This is a genomic window from uncultured Jatrophihabitans sp. (assembly GCF_964244045.1).
Classification (GTDB): domain Bacteria; phylum Actinomycetota; class Actinomycetes; order Mycobacteriales; family Jatrophihabitantaceae; genus Jatrophihabitans.
In genome coordinates this window covers 1-16,025 of the sequence record NZ_CAXTHK010000017.1, presented here as the reverse complement: position 1 = coordinate 16,025, position 16,025 = coordinate 1, and the positions used below count along the sequence as shown (strand labels likewise).

19 protein-coding genes are annotated in these 16,025 nt (G+C 68.9%); 10 read left to right on the top strand and 9 right to left on the bottom strand.

Going from position 1 to position 16,025, the window contains the following annotated elements:
* Nucleotides 1–31 precede the first annotated feature (31 nt).
* The 3 genes from rpsT to ACFFC4_RS13460 all read right to left on the bottom strand — a co-directional run bounded on the left by rpsT (nt 32) and on the right by ACFFC4_RS13460 (nt 1,882).
* Nucleotides 32–292, bottom strand: a complete 261-nt coding sequence (gene rpsT / locus ACFFC4_RS13470; RefSeq protein WP_375501790.1) for a 30S ribosomal protein S20 — start codon at nt 290–292, stop codon at nt 32–34.
* A 120-nt stretch (nt 293–412) separates the two neighbouring features.
* Entirely contained in the window at nt 413–784 is a 372-nt protein-coding gene (locus ACFFC4_RS13465) for a hypothetical protein (protein ID WP_375501670.1), read from the bottom strand.
* 114 nt (nt 785–898) lie between these two features.
* Nucleotides 899–1,882, bottom strand: coding sequence for a ribose-phosphate diphosphokinase (locus tag ACFFC4_RS13460; protein WP_375501668.1), 984 nt, complete (start codon nt 1,880–1,882; stop codon nt 899–901).
* Nucleotides 1,883–2,046: 164 nt separating this feature from the next.
* Here ACFFC4_RS13460 and ACFFC4_RS13455 point away from each other — a divergent pair, with 164 nt between their 5' ends.
* Both ACFFC4_RS13455 and lepA read left to right on the top strand, forming a co-directional pair.
* Nucleotides 2,047–3,111: a hypothetical protein gene (locus ACFFC4_RS13455; RefSeq protein WP_375501666.1), complete on the top strand. Its 1,065-nt coding sequence runs from the start codon at nt 2,047–2,049 to the stop codon at nt 3,109–3,111.
* 92 nt (nt 3,112–3,203) lie between these two features.
* The gene (lepA, locus tag ACFFC4_RS13450) at nt 3,204–5,045 is read left to right on the top strand and encodes a translation elongation factor 4 (protein WP_375501664.1); all 1,842 of its coding nucleotides are present in this window, start codon (nt 3,204–3,206) and stop codon (nt 5,043–5,045) included.
* A 4-nt stretch (nt 5,046–5,049) separates the two neighbouring features.
* On the opposite strand, the gene ACFFC4_RS13445 is transcribed toward lepA, so the two are convergent.
* Genes ACFFC4_RS13445 through ACFFC4_RS13425 form a run of 5 tightly spaced genes read right to left on the bottom strand, consistent with a single transcriptional unit; the run spans nt 5,050 to nt 9,140 of the window.
* The gene (locus ACFFC4_RS13445; RefSeq protein WP_375501662.1) at nt 5,050–6,018 is read right to left on the bottom strand and encodes a zinc-binding dehydrogenase; all 969 of its coding nucleotides are present in this window, start codon (nt 6,016–6,018) and stop codon (nt 5,050–5,052) included.
* Between the two features lie 9 nt (nt 6,019–6,027).
* Nucleotides 6,028–6,294 carry a DUF6295 family protein gene (locus ACFFC4_RS13440; protein WP_375501660.1) on the bottom strand — a complete coding sequence of 89 codons (267 nt, stop codon included), beginning with the start codon at nt 6,292–6,294 and terminating at the stop codon, nt 6,028–6,030.
* 2 nt (nt 6,295–6,296) lie between these two features.
* Entirely contained in the window at nt 6,297–7,040 is a 744-nt protein-coding gene (locus ACFFC4_RS13435) for a dienelactone hydrolase family protein (RefSeq protein ID WP_375501658.1), read from the bottom strand.
* Entirely contained in the window at nt 7,037–7,600 is a 564-nt protein-coding gene (locus tag ACFFC4_RS13430; protein ID WP_375501656.1) for a TetR/AcrR family transcriptional regulator, read from the bottom strand. Before ACFFC4_RS13430 ends, ACFFC4_RS13435 begins: the two co-directional genes overlap by 4 nt.
* On the bottom strand, nt 7,593–9,140 hold the full coding sequence (locus ACFFC4_RS13425; RefSeq protein ID WP_375501654.1) for an MFS transporter: 1,548 nt from the start codon (nt 9,138–9,140) through the stop codon (nt 7,593–7,595). Before ACFFC4_RS13425 ends, ACFFC4_RS13430 begins: the two co-directional genes overlap by 8 nt.
* A 119-nt stretch (nt 9,141–9,259) precedes the next feature.
* On the opposite strand from ACFFC4_RS13425, the gene ACFFC4_RS13420 reads away from it, so the two are divergent.
* Genes ACFFC4_RS13420 through hemW form a run of 4 tightly spaced genes read left to right on the top strand, consistent with a single transcriptional unit; the run spans nt 9,260 to nt 12,239 of the window.
* Nucleotides 9,260–9,673, top strand: a complete 414-nt coding sequence (locus tag ACFFC4_RS13420) for a ribonuclease domain-containing protein (RefSeq protein ID WP_375501652.1) — start codon at nt 9,260–9,262, stop codon at nt 9,671–9,673.
* On the top strand, nt 9,670–9,915 hold the full coding sequence (locus ACFFC4_RS13415; RefSeq protein WP_375501650.1) for a hypothetical protein: 246 nt from the start codon (nt 9,670–9,672) through the stop codon (nt 9,913–9,915). The genes ACFFC4_RS13420 and ACFFC4_RS13415 overlap by 4 nt, the downstream gene beginning before the upstream one ends.
* A 16-nt stretch (nt 9,916–9,931) precedes the next feature.
* Complete coding sequence (locus ACFFC4_RS13410) at nt 9,932–10,972, top strand: NAD-dependent epimerase/dehydratase family protein (protein ID WP_375501648.1); 1,041 nt, start codon at nt 9,932–9,934, stop codon at nt 10,970–10,972.
* A gap of 25 nt (nt 10,973–10,997) precedes the next feature.
* On the top strand, nt 10,998–12,239 hold the full coding sequence (gene hemW / locus ACFFC4_RS13405) for a radical SAM family heme chaperone HemW (RefSeq protein ID WP_375501646.1): 1,242 nt from the start codon (nt 10,998–11,000) through the stop codon (nt 12,237–12,239).
* Nucleotides 12,240–12,269: 30 nt separating this feature from the next.
* On the opposite strand, the gene ACFFC4_RS13400 is transcribed toward hemW, so the two are convergent.
* Nucleotides 12,270–12,584: a type II toxin-antitoxin system VapB family antitoxin gene (locus tag ACFFC4_RS13400; RefSeq protein ID WP_375501644.1), complete on the bottom strand. Its 315-nt coding sequence runs from the start codon at nt 12,582–12,584 to the stop codon at nt 12,270–12,272.
* 106 nt (nt 12,585–12,690) lie between these two features.
* Here ACFFC4_RS13400 and hrcA point away from each other — a divergent pair, with 106 nt between their 5' ends.
* From hrcA to ACFFC4_RS13380, 4 genes are all read left to right on the top strand, one after another.
* On the top strand, nt 12,691–13,710 hold the full coding sequence (hrcA, locus tag ACFFC4_RS13395; RefSeq protein WP_375501642.1) for a heat-inducible transcriptional repressor HrcA: 1,020 nt from the start codon (nt 12,691–12,693) through the stop codon (nt 13,708–13,710).
* Nucleotides 13,711–13,785: 75 nt separating this feature from the next.
* Nucleotides 13,786–14,931, top strand: coding sequence for a molecular chaperone DnaJ (gene dnaJ / locus ACFFC4_RS13390; protein WP_375501640.1), 1,146 nt, complete (start codon nt 13,786–13,788; stop codon nt 14,929–14,931).
* Nucleotides 14,932–14,937: 6 nt separating this feature from the next.
* The gene (locus tag ACFFC4_RS13385) at nt 14,938–15,660 is read left to right on the top strand and encodes a 16S rRNA (uracil(1498)-N(3))-methyltransferase (protein WP_375501638.1); all 723 of its coding nucleotides are present in this window, start codon (nt 14,938–14,940) and stop codon (nt 15,658–15,660) included.
* Between the two features lie 145 nt (nt 15,661–15,805).
* A partial coding sequence (locus tag ACFFC4_RS13380; RefSeq protein WP_375501636.1) for a hypothetical protein occupies nt 15,806–16,025 on the top strand: 220 nt, incomplete at its 3' end.

Sequence of the window (16,025 nt, the reverse complement as noted above, 5' to 3'; positions counted from 1 at the left end):
TCACCCGGTAGGCGACCGGTGAGTTAGCAGGTCAGAGCGACCGGGCGCGCAGAGCCATGGCCGACTTCTTGTTGGCGGCCTGGTTGGCGTGGATGACGCCCTTGCTCGCAGCCTTGTCCAGCTGGCGCGACGCGTTCGCCAGCGCGGTGGTCGCTGCGGCTTTGTCGCCGGAGTCGGCGGCCGTGCGGAACTGGCGGATAGACGTCTTCAAGGCGGACTTGACCGCCTTGTTTCGCTGACGCGCGAGCTCGTTGGTGCGGATGCGCTTGATCTGAGACTTGATGTTTGCCACGAAATCCTCGACGTTCTCGTTGATGGTGTTCGCTCCGCCCAAGGGTGAGCAGACAACCGTTCCAGGTTACCAGCGGCACGAACAGGCGCCCAAATCGCCGACCAACCGCGGCTGCACGGCTCAGCGGGCGCGAACGCTGACCAGCTCGTACTTCGTGTAGAGATAGGTGCGCAGGCCGTCGCTCGAGCTGACGATGTCGGACACGGGCAGGTCGTCGGACTCGTCGTCGCCGTAGATCATCGGCGTGCCCCCGTCGTCGAAGTACAGGCCGCCGTCGACGGGTGCGAGGTCGGTGAGCTGCACGACCACGTACCGGCCGCCGAGCTGACCGAGCAGCATGCGGATTTCATCGCTTTTCGCGTCGGACTCGGCGAGGAAGACGCCTACGACCTCCTGCCAGTCGTCCTCGCCCGGTGTGGTGTTCACCAGGTCGCCCTTGGTCAGCGAGGCGGCGGGCAGGCGGAACTCGACGGCAGCGCGTGGGTCGGTCATGAGCGAACACCGTGAGCGAATGACGAATGGGCATGGCCTTTGGCGGCCGGAGCGAAGCGGAGGTCGGTCATGGGGGTCATCCTGCCGGATCGCCTTCCGCCGGGGTCGACGTGGTCAGCCGAAGGGCAGCTGCGGCTGCGGCGGCCCGTGCGTGGGGTCTACACCGTCGAACAAGCTGCTGATGGATTCGCCGCCGTGGATCCGCGAGATCGCCTCGGCGAACAGCGGGGCCACCGAACGAACGGTCAGCTCCGGCCAGTCCTCGGTGGGCGGCGGCACGGTGTCGGTGGTGACGACCTCGCTGACGAGCGGGTGGTCGCGAAGTCGCTGCACGGCCTTGCCTGCGAACAGGCCGTGCGTGCAGGCAATTGCTGCGTCGACGCAGTCCTGCTCGGCCAGACGCTCGAGCAACTCGATGATCGAACCGCCGGTCGCGATCTCGTCATCGAGCACGATCGCCCGCTTGCCATGCACGTCACCGACGATGGCGTCGATGACGACGCGATCGTCGGCCAGGCGCTGCTTCGAACCCGCCGCTACGGACAAACCGAGCAGCCGGGCGAACTGGGTGGCGGTCTTGGCGTTGCCGAGGTCGGGGGAGACGACGACCGTGTTCTCGAGGTTGCGCCCGCGGAAGTGGTCGGCCAGCTCGCCGATGGCCGTCAGGTGGTCGACGGGGACGGAGAAGAAGCCGTGCACCTGCGGCGCATGCAGGGCCATGGTCAACACCCGGTCGGCACCGGCCGTGGTGAGCATGTCGGCCACGAGGCGGCCGGCGATCGAGATCCGGGACGCGTCCTTCTTGTCCGACCGGGCGTAGGCGTAGTGCGGGATCACCGCGGTGATCTGCGCTGCCGACGCACCGCGGGCGGCGTCGAGCATGAGCAGCAGCTCCATGAGGTGCTCCTGCGTCGGGGCTACGAGCGGCTGCACGATGTACACCTCGCGCTGGCGGCAGTTCTCGTGCAGCTGGACGTACAAGCAGTCGTTGCTGAACCGGCGGATGTCGACGCCCGACAGCGGCACGCCGAGCGAGTCGCAAATCGCCAGCGCGAGCGGGCGGTGCGCGTTGCCCGAGAAGACGACGATCTCGCTCATCGTCTCAAGCTCCGCAGCCGTCGCTCATGCGAGCAGGCTAACCCGGCTCGCAGTCGGCCTGGGGCGGGCGGTACACGGGGACGGCGCGTCGAGCGGACAGCTGGTCTAGCGCAGGGGCCATGCGGGTATCCCTCAGCGAGCAATAGCGACCACTGGAGGTCCTCATGAGCAAGAACAAACCCCCCGGCGCGCGCCGCGTCGTACCCCGCTCCCGCGGTGCCCTGAGCGGAATCGCGCTCATGGCACTCGGCGCGTGGGGCGCACTGATCCCGTTCATCGGGCCGTACTTCAACTTCTCCTTCACCCCCGACGACGCCTGGCACTGGACGTCGGCCCGCGGCTGGCTCGAGCTGCTCCCCGGCGTCGCGGCGTTCGTTGCGGGTTTGCTGCTGTTCATCAGCAAGAGTCGAGCCGTGACACTGTTCGCGGCGTGGCTCGGCGTGGCCGCCGGAGCCTGGTTCGTTGTGGGCCGTGAGCTGCAGAGCCTGTGGCACATCGGCTCGCCCGGGCAGCCGGCAGGATCGAGCGCGAGCCTTCGTGTGCTCGAGTCGCTGGCCCTGTTCACTCTGCTCGGCGTTGTCATCGTCTATTTCGCCGCGACCGCGTTCGGCCGTCTCTCGGTCGTCTCGCTGCGCGACGCCCACGCCGCTGAGCAGCGCGAGGCTGCGGCTGCCGCCGACGCCGAGCGCGAACGCCAGATCGCTGCGGCCCGCGAGCGCGATGCCGCCGCTGCCCGTGAGCGGGAGGCCGCCGAGTCCGCTGCCGCGTACGAGCGCAAAGCCGCTGGTCACACCGACGACGACGACACCGGCAACCGCGTGATCGAGACCCCCGTGATCCGTCACGAACGGGCCGACACCGATGACGACAACACCACCACCACGAGTGGGCGGGTGCACCGCACCTTCGGCTCGGACGGCTCGGATAGTTCTGACGACTCCGTCCGTTCCGACGACTCCGATAGCGGCCGCGGAGCCCACTCGGTGAGCCAGGAAGCCGGCCAGCAGTCGGCCACCGACCAGCCGCAGCGGGTCTACACCGAGCAGCCGCAGCAGTCATACACGGCGCAGCCGCAGCAGTCCTACACCGAGCAGCCGCAGCACGGCTACGCGCAGCCGCAGCAGTACGACCCGCAGCACGGGTACGCCCAGCAGCCACCGAACGCACAGCCCGACGAATCGGACAACCAGCAGGAGGGACTCGGCCGCCGGCTGTTCCACCGCCGCTGACCGAGCGCTGACCGAGCGCTGACCGAACGCCGCCCGCACCGCCCCTGACAGCAGTGGCGGTGCGGGCACTCTCGTCATGTCAAACTGGACAGGTGAACTCCGTAGGCCGGACGGATCCGGCTCGGATTCGCAACTTCTGCATCATCGCGCATATCGACCACGGCAAGTCGACGCTGGCCGACCGCATGCTGCAGCTCACCGGTGTCGTCGACGAACGGCACGCCCGCGCACAGTATCTCGACCGGATGGACATCGAGCGCGAGCGCGGCATCACCATCAAGTCGCAGAACGTCCGACTGCCGTGGACCAGCCGGGAGACCGGGGTGGAACACGTCCTGGACATGATCGACACGCCTGGCCACGTCGACTTCACCTACGAGGTGAGCCGCAGCCTCGCCGCGTGTGAGGGCGCGATCCTGCTCGTCGACGCGGCCCAGGGCATCGAGGCCCAGACGCTGGCCAACCTGTACCTGGCCCTCGAGAACGACCTGCAGATCATCCCGGTGCTGAACAAGATCGACCTGCCAGCGGCTCAGCCCGACCTGTACGCGGCCGAGATCGCACACATCCTGGGCTGCGAGCCTGACGACGTCCTGCGCATCAGCGCCAAGACGGGTCAGGGCGTAGCCGAAGTGCTCGACCGTGTCTGTCGCGACATTCCGGCGCCGGTGGGCGACGCCGACAGCGCTCCACGAGCCATGATCTTCGACTCCGTCTACGACATCTACCGCGGCGTCATCACCTACATCCGCGTCATCGACGGGCAGTTCACGCCGCGCCAGCGCATCAAAATGATGTCGACGGGCGCCACGCACGAGTTGCTCGAGATCGGCGTCATCTCGCCCGAGCCGGTTCCGACCGATGGGCTGTCGGTCGGCGAGGTCGGGTACTTGATCACCGGTGTGAAGGACGTGCGGCAGTCGCGTGTTGGCGACACCGTCACCGACCTGGCCAAGCCCGCCAAGGAGTCGCTGGGCGGCTACCGCGATCCGCGCCCCATGGTCTACTCCGGGCTGTATCCGCTCGACGGCTCGGACTACCCGATCCTGCGTGACGCGCTCGACAAACTTCGGCTGAACGACGCCGCGCTCGTCTACGAGCCGGAGTCCAGCGCTGCGCTCGGCTTCGGCTTCCGCTGCGGTTTCCTCGGCTTGCTGCACCTCGAGATCACCCGCGACCGACTGGAGCGCGAGTTCGGGCTCGACCTGATCAGCACCGCCCCGAACGTCGTCTACCGGGTCCTGCTCGAGGACGGCGAAGAACACGTCGTCACCAACCCGTCGGACTGGCCGACCGGCAAGAAGATCGCCGAGACGCACGAGCCGGTCGTGAAGGCGATGATCATCGCGCCCAGCGACTACATCGGCGCGATCATGGAGTTGTGCCAGGAACGGCGCGGCCAGCTCGGGGGCATGGACTACCTGTCCGAGACCCGCGTCGAGCTGCGTTACACGCTGCCACTCGGTGAAATCATCTTCGACTTCTTCGACCAGCTGAAGTCCCGTACCCGAGGGTATGCCAGCCTGGATTATGAGCTCACCGGCGAGCAGGCATCCGACCTCGTGAAGGTCGACATCCTGTTGCAGGGTGAGCCGGTCGACGCATTCTCGGCGATCGTGCACAAGGACAAGGCGTACGCCTACGGCACGTCGATGACGGGCAAGCTGCGCAAGCTCATCCCGCGCCAGCAGTTCGAGGTGCCGATCCAGGCCGCGATCGGCGCGCGGGTCATCGCCCGCGAGAACATCAGCGCCATCCGCAAGGACGTCCTGGCCAAGTGTTACGGCGGTGACATCACGCGTAAGCGCAAGCTGCTCGAGAAGCAGAAGGAAGGCAAGAAGCGGATGAAGATGGTCGGCCGCGTCGAGGTCCCGCAGGAAGCCTTCATCGCTGCCCTGTCGACGAACGAGGCCGTCGACGCCGCCAAGAAGTAACCGCTCAGACCTCGAGCACGATCTTCCCGACCAGATCACCCGACGCGATCGCCGCAATGCCGTCGGCGGCGTCCTCGAGTGGGATCGTGCGGTCGATGACGGGACGTAACCCCGTGGCGTCGATGAACCCGAGCAGCTGCTGCAGCTCGGTCTTCGTGCCCATTGTGGACCCGACGAGTTCGAGCTGCAGGAAGAAGAACCGGTTGAGGTCGGCCGGCGGGTTGGGACCGGACGTCGCACCGGAGATGACGATCCGCCCGCCCGGTTTCAACGCGCGGGCCGAGTGGGCGTAGGTCGCCTCGCCAACGGTCTCCATGACCGCGTCGACCTTCTCGGGCAACCGGGCGCCCGACGCAAACGCGGCGTGCGCACCCAGCTCCAGCGCACGGGCCTGCTTGGCCTCGGTGCGGGCCGTGGCGAAGACGCGGAACCCGGCCGCGCGGGCCATGGCGATGCAGGCGGTGGCCACGCCGCCGGTGGCACCCTGCACGAGCACGGTCTGGCCAGGCTGCAGGCCGGACTTGGTGAACAGCATCCGGTACGCCGTCAGCCAGGCCGTGGACAGGCAGGCGGCCTCACCGAAGGACAGGTTGGCGGGCTTGGGCACGACGTTGCGTTTCGGCACGATCACGTACTCGGCGAGCGTGCCCTGGTGCTTCTCCGACAGCAGCGATCGACCGGGATCGGTGGTGTCGTCGCCCGTCCAGCCCGGGGTGTTGATCACCGCGTGCACGACGACCTCGTCCCCCGTGGACTCGTCGATGCCGGCCGCGTCGCAGCCCAGGATCATCGGCAGCTGCTCGGCCTTGATCCCCACGCCCTTGAGCGTCCACAGATCGTGATGGTTGAGGCTGGCCGCCTTCACCGCCACCCGCGTCCAGCCCTCGGGCGGCTCAGGGTCGGGACGGTCGCCGACCATCAAGCCCTTGAGCGGCTCGTCGGGATCGATGGACTGGGCGTAGACGGCGCGCATGTCCCGACCCTAAACGGTCAGTTCGGCCGGGGCGCTGGCCAGGGCAGCCTGGATCGCGGCGACCAGCTCGAGTGCTGACTCGGCGGTGAGTTCGACTGCGACCCGTGCCGACGGCCCCATGGCCGGGGCGACGAGATCGATGTTCAGGGTGTGCTCGGCCATCAGGTGGACCGGGTGGTCGAAGTAGACGGTGGCGTCGGTGACGGTGAACCAGCTGCCGTTGGGACCCTTGGCGCTGCCGGTCATCGGAGCGGTCACGGTGGCGTAGGTGCACATGCTCAGACCGCCAACCGCGCGCCGAAGAACGTCTCGATCTGCGCCCAGCCGTCCTTGGCCGCCTCGGGCCGGTAAGAAGGCCGCTCGACGGAGAAGAACGCGTGGCCGGCGTCGTCGTAGCGGTGGAACTCATACGTCTTGCCGTTGTCCTTGAGCAGCTGCTCGAACTCGTCGACCTGCTCGGCGGAGGGGTACTTGTCGTCGTTGCCGAACAGCCCGAGGATCGGGCAACGGATGTCGGCGATCCGGTCGACGAGGTTGCTCACCTGCAGCGGATGTCCCTCCGGCGGGGTGCCCGTGACGAAGGCGCCGTAGCAGTCGACGGCAGCGTCGATATCGACCGCGGTGGCGGCCAGGACGGACTGCCGGCCGCCCGAGCAGTAGCCGATGGTGCCGACCTTGCCGTTGTTCGCGGGCAGCTCGCGCAGGAACGTGACCGCGCCGCTGACGTCGCCGATCAGGCGCTTGTCGGGCACGCCCCCGTTCGCCCGGCCAGCCGCGGCGGCGTCGTCGGGGGAGGCGCCTGGGGCATCTCGCCAGTAGAGGTTCGGGCAGATCGCGTCGTAGCCGATGGTGGCGAAGCGGCGCACGATTTCCTTGCTCCCGCGGTCGTAGCCGGGCATGTGGTGGATGACCACCACGCCGCCTCGGTTCTCGCGGCTGTCCGGGGTGGCGAGGTAGGCCTCGATGTCGTCCCCGTCGGCGCCCTCGATCATGACCGTCGTTGCGCTCAGCGAATCACTCATGACGTCATCGAAGCACGCAGCCCGGTCAACACGAGGTCGAGGTGGCGGCGGCATGACTGGGCGGCGTCGTCGCCGGCGGACTCGATGATGCCGCGCATCGCCCACAACGTGGCGAGGACGTCGGGCAGGGTGGTGTCGGCGCGGACAGCGCCGGCGTCGATCGCGGCCTGCAACAACTGCGAGAGGCGCGCCCGTTGATCGGCCTGCTGCTCGGGGCTGCTGTGCGCCCACAAACGTGGCAGGCATCCCCGGTTCACCGCGAACATATCGGCGGCTGTGCGCAGGTGTGTCTCGAGCCCGCGCCCGCCGGGCAGCTGCAGCGACGCCGCAGCCGAATCCTCCATCGTCGTGATCATCTCGTCGACGAGGTAGCCGATGAGCGCCTCTTTAGTGGGGAAGCGGCGGTACAGCGTGCCGACCCCCACACCCGCGCGTTGGGCGATCTGGTCGACACCGGCGTCGATGCCGTCGTCGTTGAAGACCTCCATAGCGGCGCGCAGAACCCGTGCGCGGTTGCGGGCCGCATCGGCGCGCATCGGCGCCTCAACTGCGCTACTCACGTTCGGCCAGCGTTGCGCCCGGCACGAGCGCCGCTTCGGGGTTGCGGATCACGATCGACGTCGAGCGGTCGGTGTCCGGCGCACCTGACGCCGCGGACAGGGTCCGTGCCCGCGCGCCGACCTTGCGAGCGGAGGGGATGGCGACGGCGGCAACAGTGGCCAGGACGGCGGCAGCGAGCAGGAAAGCGAAGCCATTGGTGTAGCCCGACTCCTTCGGCAACCCGTCGGACGCCGCGCCCGAGGTGACGATGCTGGCCATGACGGCCGCGCCGATGGAGCCACCGATGGTGCGGATGTTGGCGTTCATGCCGCTGGCCACGCCGGTCTGCGACATGGGCACCGAGTCGACGATGATGTTGGACATCGCGGCGAAGGCGAAGCCGAGCCCGATGCCGAGCACGCCCGAGGCCAGGTAGATCTGCCACTTCTCGTCGTGGGCGTAGGCGAACAGCGCGAACGGGATGACGGTCAGGGCCGAGCCGGCGATCAAGGCGAACTTCGACCCCCACCGTGCGGAGACCCGCGCCGCAAGCAACCCCGAGACGAACATGGTCGCGGTCATGGGCAGCAGGAACACGCCCGATGCGGTGATCGAGGCGCCGAAGCCGTAGCCCGCGCTGTTCGGGGTCTGCAGGAACTCGGGCAGGAACGCGAAGATCGAGTACATCCCCACGCCGAACAGCAGCGCCACCAGGTTGGTGGTCCACACCGCCGGGATGCGCATCATCTTCATGTCCACCAGCGGCTGCTCGGCCCGCAGCTCGCAGACCACCCACGCCACGACGAAGACGACCGCGAGCGCGAGCAGGCCGAGGGTGCGTCCAGAGATCCAGCCCCAGGCGTCGCCCTGGCTGACGGCGACCAGCAACGCAACCAGCCAGGCGGTCAGGGTGAGCGCGGGCAGCGCACTGATCCGGCCACTGGTGCGGACCTCGGATTCTGGGATGACGAAATGCGCGGCGACGGCGCTGGCCACGATGAAGACGAGCGGGATCCAGAACAGGAAGTGATAGTTGAGAACATCGACGATCGGACCGGCCAGGACGATGCCCAGACCGCCGCCTACCGCGAGCATGGCGGCGCAGGCGGCTACGGCACCCGCCACCTTCCCGCGTGGGAACTCGTCGCGGATGATGCTGAACGACAGCGGCAGCAGCGCACCGCCGGCGCCCTGGATGACGCGGGCAACGATCATGACGCCGATGGACGTCGCGACTGCGGCGAGCAGAGTGCCGATGGCGAGCATGACCAGCACGCCGACCAGCACCCGCTTTTTGCCGATCATGTCGCCCAGCCGTCCGAGAATCGGTGTGGCCACGGACGCCGCGAGCAGGTAGGCCGTCAACACCCAGGTGACTGTGGACTGCGTGGTGTGCAGGCTCGCCTGGATGGTCGGCAGTACCGGATTTACCAGGGATTGCAGCATCGAGTACGTGGTGATGGCGGCGAGGAGCACCGAAAACGTCACTCGGTAGTGCGTGCGGCCGACGTCGCCGGTACCCGCCTGCGGGATCGTGCGGGGGGCGTGGCCGACGCTCATAGCTGTCTCCTATGCGGAACGAGTACTCCGCAGTCGAACATGCGGAATCGACGTTCCGTTCCACACCGGGTCGAGCAGTGGCACGGGTCACTGCGCATCGGCACCTAGAGTCGGCAGTCGTGCGTAGCGTTCGCGGTGCCCGGCGACCGCTGATTGCGCTGATCGCCCTGGTGGTGGCCCTCGCCGTCGGCTACTCGGTGCGCGCTGCGCGTTCCGGCGACCCAGGTGCGGCGCAGCCTTCCAGGACGCCCGCTGCCGTGGCGCTCTCCTCGCTGCCGCCCCAGGCGAGCGCAACGGTGCGGCTCATCCGCAGCGATGGGCCTTACCCGTTCCCGCACAACGACGGCGTGGTGTTCCACAACTACGAGCACGCGCTGCCGAGCGAGCCCGACGGCTGGTACCACGAGTACACGGTGCCGACCCCGGGCTCCGACGACCGCGGCGCGCGGCGCCTGGTCACGGGTCGCGACGGGTCGTACTTCTACACCGGCGATCACTACGAGACGTTCCAACGCGTGGACGTCGGCCGATGAGGACACTCCGGGACGCGGTCGGCGACATCTACCTGCAGGTGCAGGCGCCGGCCTGGGCGGCCCCAAACCTCGACGGCCTCGCCGATGTGCTTCGCGACCTGTCCTGGCTGCCACCCGGGCCGGTGCCGGTGCACGTTCCCGCGGTGGCGGGGCAGGACCTCACCCGGTTGGTGGCGCTGCTGGGCGGCGTCGAGCTCGAGACCGCGAACCTGCCCCACCCCGTGTGGGTCATCGTGGGCTGAGCGTCACGCGGACGGCGTGCGCGGGTACCTGCACGGCATGCGCATCGTCATCACCGGAGCATCCGGCAACGTCGGCACGTCCCTGCTGCTGCGGCTCGGCGGTGGCGAGCACGAACTTGTCGGGATCAGCCGGCGTAAGCCACCGGCCGTACGGCCCTACGACTGGGCCGACTGGCAGCGCATCGACGTCGGCGCCGAGGGTGCAACGGCTCGCCTGAGCGAGATCTTCGCCGGCGCGGACGCCGTCGTGCACCTTGCCTGGATGCTGCAGCCGTTCGGTCATCGCGATGCGATGAAGCGCATCAATCAGGGCGGTACGCAAGCGGTGACCGACGCCGTGATCGCTGCCGGCGTGCCGCACTTCGTCCACCAGTCCTCGGTGGGCGCGTACGGTCCCGGCCCGAAAGAGCCGGTGGACGAGACGTGGCCGACCACCGGCATCCCGTCCCTGACCTACAGCGTCGACAAGGCGGCAGCGGAGGACATCGTGTCTGCTGCCGAGCCGCACACGGTGTTGACCCGGATGCGACCTGGGTTGATCTTCCAAGATGCAGCGGCCAGCGAGGTCGCGCGCTACTTCCTGGGTCGGCTGGTGCCCAAGGCCGTCGTACGGCGGCCGCTGCTGCGCCTGACGCCGTTCACCGACGCGATGTCGTTCCAGGTCGTGCACAGCGACGACATGGCGGCGGCCATCGACCTGGTGCTGCAGGAACGCGCGGGTGGGGCGTTCAACGTGGCTGCCGAGCCGGTCATCGACCGCAGCCGTTTCGCGGCCGTCTTCGGCGGGGTCGGCCCGGCGCTGTCGCCATCTGTGCTGCGCAAGGCCGCCGACCTCACCTACCGGGTCAAGCTGCAACCCACCGAGCCGGGCTGGGTCGACCTCGCGGTCCAAAGCCCGCTGCTGGACGTCTCGCGGCTGCGCGGGCTCGGCTGGTCGCCGCGGCACACCGGCGACGACGTCCTGGGCCGCTTCGTCGATGCAATGGGTCGCGGCGCCGGACGTCCCGGCCCGCTGCTGCACCGCCGCACGCCCGGACGCCCGGGCCCGACCGCCTGACCAGGCGTACCGCACACTGGGCGACGTGCCGTCCGCGCTGCCACGAACTGAGATGTCGCAGAGTCATCCGCCCCCACCCGACGGCCGCCTACCCCACGCGACGCGGCAGCAAGCGAGCGGCGCACCCTTCGGCGTCTACGTGCACGTGCCGTTTTGCTCGACGCGCTGCGGCTACTGCGACTTCAACACCTACACCGCCGAGGAGCTCGGCCCAGGCGTGAGCCGCGGCAGCTACGCCGACACGGTGCTGCACGAGGTGCGGTTGGCGGCGGAGGTGCTCGACGGTGCGGTGCCACCGGTCTCGACGATCTTCTTCGGCGGCGGCACGCCGACCCTGCTGCCGGCCGAGCATCTCGGCCTGATCATCCGCGAGATCCGCGAGCGATTCGCGTTCGCGGACGACGTCGAGATCACCACCGAGGCCAATCCCGAGACCGTGGCGCCCGGGTACCTGAACGCGTTGCGCGAGGCCGGGTTCACCCGCATCTCGCTGGGCATGCAGTCGGCGGTGCCCAGGGTGCTGGCGGTGCTCGACCGAACCCACCGGCCGGGACGTCCCGAGCAGGCGGTGGCCGAGGCGCGGGCGGCCGGCTTCGCGCACATCAATCTCGACCTCATCTACGGCTCGCCGCACGAGACCGACGCAGACTGGCAGGCCTCGCTCGACGCTGCCGTCGCCGCCGGCCCCGACCACGTCAGCGCGTATGCGCTCGTCGTCGAGCAGGGCACGGCGCTGGCCCGGCAGGTGGCACAGGGAGTAGTGCCGGCCCCGGACGACGACGTGCTCGCCGACCGGTATGTCATGGCCGACGAGACGCTGCAGGCGGCGGGTTACGCCTGGTATGAGGTGTCGAACTGGGCGACCTCCGACGCCGCCCGCTGCCGGCACAATGAGCTGTACTGGAGCGACGCGAACTGGTGGGGGTTCGGGCCCGGCGCGCACAGCCACGTCAGCGGGGTGCGGTGGTGGAACGTCAAGCATCCCGTCCGGTACGCAGCGTTGCTGGACGCCGGCGCGAGCCCGGCCGCAGGCCGCGAGACGTTGGACGACGACGCTCGCCTCACGGAGCGGGTGATGCTGGCGGTGCGGATGCGCGCGGGCCTGGTCGTCGACACCCTGTCGCCGTCAGCCCGGCAGGTGCTGCCGCAGCTCGTCCGCTGGGGACTCCTCGACCCGGCGGCGGTCGATGCCGGGCGCATCGTGTTGACCCAGCGCGGCCGGCTGATGGCCGACGCGGTGGTGCGGGAGCTGCTCGTCGCCAGCTGAGCGACGCTTGCGGAGCGAACAAGTGTCGAATCACCCGCTGCCCTTCTTGAAGGCGTCGAGGTCGAGGATCCGCACGTGCAGCGTGTTGCGGCCTTGCAAGGCAGCGCGCAACGCCCGGTGCAGCCCGTCCTCGAGGTAGATCTCGCCGTGCCAGTGCACGCCGTGCGGGAACAGGTCGCCGAAGAACGTCGAGTCCTCGTCCAGCAGATGGTCGAGTTCCAGCTGACGCTTGGTGGTGGTCAATTCGTCGAGGCGGACGGTGCGCGGCGCGACCTTGGCCCAATCCCGGGCCGAGAGCCCGTGCTCGGGGTAGGGGCGGCCGTCACGCACCGCTTTGAAGATCACGCCAATACCCCGCAGCTCTCACGTACGTCTCGGCTGTGACCCTATCGCCGACGATGCGGCCGGCGCGCGCCCCTAAACTGAGACATCACCCGAAGGAGGAGTGGCCATGGCAGCCGAAGACCGTCGACTCGAGGTCCTGCGCGCCATCGTCGCCGACTTCATCGCTACGAACGAGCCCGTCGGGAGCAAGGCGCTCGTGGACCGGCACAACCTCGGTGTCTCGCCGGCCACCATCCGCAACGACATGGCGGTGCTGGAGGAGGACGGGCTGATCCACCAGCCCCACACCAGCGCGGGACGGGTGCCCACCGACGCCGGGTACCGGGTGTTCGTCAACAGCCTCACCGACATCAAGCCGTTGTCGACGGCCGAGCGCCGCGCGATCCACACCTTCCTCGACGGTGCGGTCGATCTGGACGATGTGCTGCACCGCGCTGTTCGCACGCTCGCCCAGCTCACCCGCAACGTCGCCGTGGTGCAGTACCCGTCGCTGTCGCGCAGCCGCATCCGGCACCTCGAACTCGTCATGCTCACCGCGTCGCGGCTGATGCTGGTGTTGATCACCGACACCGGTCGGGTGGAGCAGCGCATCGTCGAGCTGCCGGCCGATGTGGCCGAGCCCGTCGTCTACGAGCTGCGCGCCACGTTGAACCTGCAGTTGCGCGATCGGCTGCTGGCCGAGGCGCCCGAGGTGGTCAGCGAGTTGCCCGTGCAGGTCGTGCCCGAGCTGCGCGGCCTGCTCGCCACGCTGACCACGGTGCTGCTCGAAGTGCTCGTTGAGCCGAGCAGCGACCGGATCGTGCTCGGCGGCACGGCCAACCTGACGGAGCGCACCCTGGACTTCCCGGCGATCCGTCCGGTGCTGGAGGCGCTCGAGGAGCAGGTCGTGCTGCTGCGGCTGCTCGACGAATCGGTTGCGTCGAGCAAGATCGTCGTCGCGATCGGCAACGAGACGCAGCACGAGGGGCTGGCGGCTGCGGCCGTCGTGTCGACCGGTTACGGAGTGCGCGGCTCGGCGCTCGGCGCCGTCGGCGTCCTCGGTCCGCGACGGATGGACTACGCACACACGATGGCGCGGGTGACGGCGGTGGCCCGGTACGTGGGGACGTTGCTCGAGGACCGGTAGTCGGTTGACGGCTCGTACACTTGACTGGCACTCGCTCAACTCGAGTGCCAACACCATTCGAGGACGGAACGGTACGTGGCTGACTCTCCGCGCGATTACTACGGCATGCTCGGCGTCAGCAAGGATGCGACGCCCGAGGAGCTCAAACGCGCCTACCGCAAGCTTGCTCGCGAGCTGCACCCGGACGTCAATCCCGACCCCGAGGCCCAGGACCGTTTCAAGGCGATCACGGCCGCCTACGAGGTGCTCAACGACCCCGAGAAGCGCCGCATCGTCGACCTCGGCGGCGATCCGCTCGCCCAGGGTGGCGGTGGTGGGCAGGCCGGCGGGTTCGGCGGCGGCTTCGGTGGTTTCGGTGACGTCTTCGAGGCGTTCTTCGGCGGTGGCGGTCCGATGGGCGGCGGTCGCGGGCGTCGCAGCCGCATCCGTCCCGGCGCCGACGCGCTGCTGCAGCTGCAGCTGACTCTGGAGGAGACCGCGTTCGGCGTGCGCCGAGAGGTCGTCGTCGACACCGCGGTCGTGTGCGAGACGTGCACCGGCAGCGGGTGCGCCCCGGGCACCTCGCCGCGGACCTGCGCGACGTGCGGCGGCGCGGGTGAGATCCAGTCGGTGCAGCGCTCGTTCCTCGGCCAGGTGATGACGACCCGCGCCTGCTCGGCGTGCGGCGGCACCGGCGAGCAGATCCCGTCGCCGTGCCAGACCTGTGGCGGCGACGGACGCGTACGGGCCCGGCGCACCAAGACCATCGACGTCCCGGCCGGCATCGAGGACGGCATGCGTATCCGGCTTGCCGGGCAGGGCGAGACCGGTCCTGGCGGTGGCCCCGCCGGCGACCTCTACATCGAGATCGCCGAGGCGCCGCATGAGACCTTCACCCGGGAGGGCTCGGACCTGCACTGCACCATCGGGGTGCCGATGACCTCGGCGGCGTTGGGCAGCGAACTCGTGCTCACCACCCTCGACGGCGAGGAGAAGATCGAGATCCGGCCGGGCAGCCAGAGCGGTTCGGTGCTGCACCTGCGCGGCAAGGGCGTGCCCAAGCTGCGCAGTTCGATGCGCGGCGACCTGTTCGTGCACGTCGAGGTCCGCACACCGACCCGGTTGGACGACGAGCAGGAGCAGCTGTTGCGTCAGCTCGCCGAGCTGCGCTCCGAGGACGTGTCTGTCTCGAGCAAGCCCAACGGATTGCTCGGCAAGGTGCGCGACGCCTTCCGGCAGTAGTCGGCGATGACGCCGCCCCTGTTTCTCGTCGACTCGCTGCCCGACACCGGCACCTTTCTGCTCGGCGGTGACGAGGGGCGGCATGCCGCAAGGGTGCGCCGCCTGACGGTGGGCGAGAGCGTCCTGGTGTCCGACGGGCTCGGTGGCCTGCTTGAGTGCGTCGTGGCTGCGGTGGTACCCGACGGCTTGCAGCTGACGGTGCGCTCGGTGTCGACCGTGCCCGTGCCCCGGCCGCGACTGGTGGTTGTGCAAGCCCTGCCCAAAGGCGATCGCGCCGAGCTGGCGGTCGAGGTGCTCACCGAGCTAGGGGTGGACGAGATCGTGCCGTGGTCAGCCTCGCGCTCGATCACCCGCTGGGACGGGCCGCGGGGTGCGAAGGCCATCGAGAAGTGGCGCCGCACCGCGCGCGAGGCGGCCAAGCAGAGCCGTCGCCCGCGGCTGCCGATCGTGCATGACCTCGCTTCGACGACGCAGGTTGCGTCGCGTCTCGCCTCGGGCTTCGTACTGCATGAGGACGCAACCGTCGGGCTGTCTGCCGTGCCGTTGCCGGACGCCGACGAGATCGTGCTTGTTGTTGGTCCGGAGGGTGGGGTGTCGCCGGAGGAGCTGGACGCGTTTGTTGCTGCTGGGGCCGTTCCGGTGCGCCTTGGTGTTGAGGTCATGCGGACGTCGACCGCTGGTGCCGCGGCGTTGGCGGTGGTGTCCGTCCGTGTTGGTCGTTGGGGATGAGAAAAGGCTCAGCGACGGGGCATTTCATCGCTGGTTCCGGTGCGCTTTCGGCTCGCCTTTCACTTAGCGATCCTGTTGCAATATTCCCCGGATTCGCTGGGCTACAGGGTGTTCAGACACGCCTCGACCGGGTAAAATAGAATACGTGAGCGAAACGCTGGAGCGGGCTGACCTGACGGTCGCGCTCGCCGCCGCTCACACCGCGATCGACGCACTCCAAGCGGGGGAGCTGGCCAGCTGCACCGACGAGCAGGTGACGGCTCTGCTGCGTGAGACCGAACGGTTGCGGAACCGCCTGGAGACCATTGATCACGTCCAGATCCTGGAGCTCGAACGGCGCGGTCTGGCGTTGACGGCGGGGGCGC

Coding starts and splice junctions, on each gene's coding strand:
- ACFFC4_RS13445 (WP_375501662.1), bottom strand. CDS start 6,018: ATGCGCGCCGTCTACGCCCAGTCCATCGATCCCGACGAGCCGCTCAAG.
- ACFFC4_RS13440 (WP_375501660.1), bottom strand. CDS start 6,294: ATGTGCACCTACGCCACCGTGACCGCTCCGATGACCGGCAGCGCCAAG.
- ACFFC4_RS13415 (WP_375501650.1), top strand. CDS start 9,670: ATGAGGACACTCCGGGACGCGGTCGGCGACATCTACCTGCAGGTGCAG.
- hrcA (WP_375501642.1), top strand. CDS start 12,691: ATGGCAGCCGAAGACCGTCGACTCGAGGTCCTGCGCGCCATCGTCGCC.
- ACFFC4_RS13460 (WP_375501668.1), bottom strand. CDS start 1,882: ATGAGCGAGATCGTCGTCTTCTCGGGCAACGCGCACCGCCCGCTCGCG.
- ACFFC4_RS13455 (WP_375501666.1), top strand. CDS start 2,047: ATGAGCAAGAACAAACCCCCCGGCGCGCGCCGCGTCGTACCCCGCTCC.
- ACFFC4_RS13425 (WP_375501654.1), bottom strand. CDS start 9,140: ATGAGCGTCGGCCACGCCCCCCGCACGATCCCGCAGGCGGGTACCGGC.
- ACFFC4_RS13385 (WP_375501638.1), top strand. CDS start 14,938: ATGACGCCGCCCCTGTTTCTCGTCGACTCGCTGCCCGACACCGGCACC.
- ACFFC4_RS13465 (WP_375501670.1), bottom strand. CDS start 784: ATGACCGACCCACGCGCTGCCGTCGAGTTCCGCCTGCCCGCCGCCTCG.
- ACFFC4_RS13435 (WP_375501658.1), bottom strand. CDS start 7,040: ATGAGTGATTCGCTGAGCGCAACGACGGTCATGATCGAGGGCGCCGAC.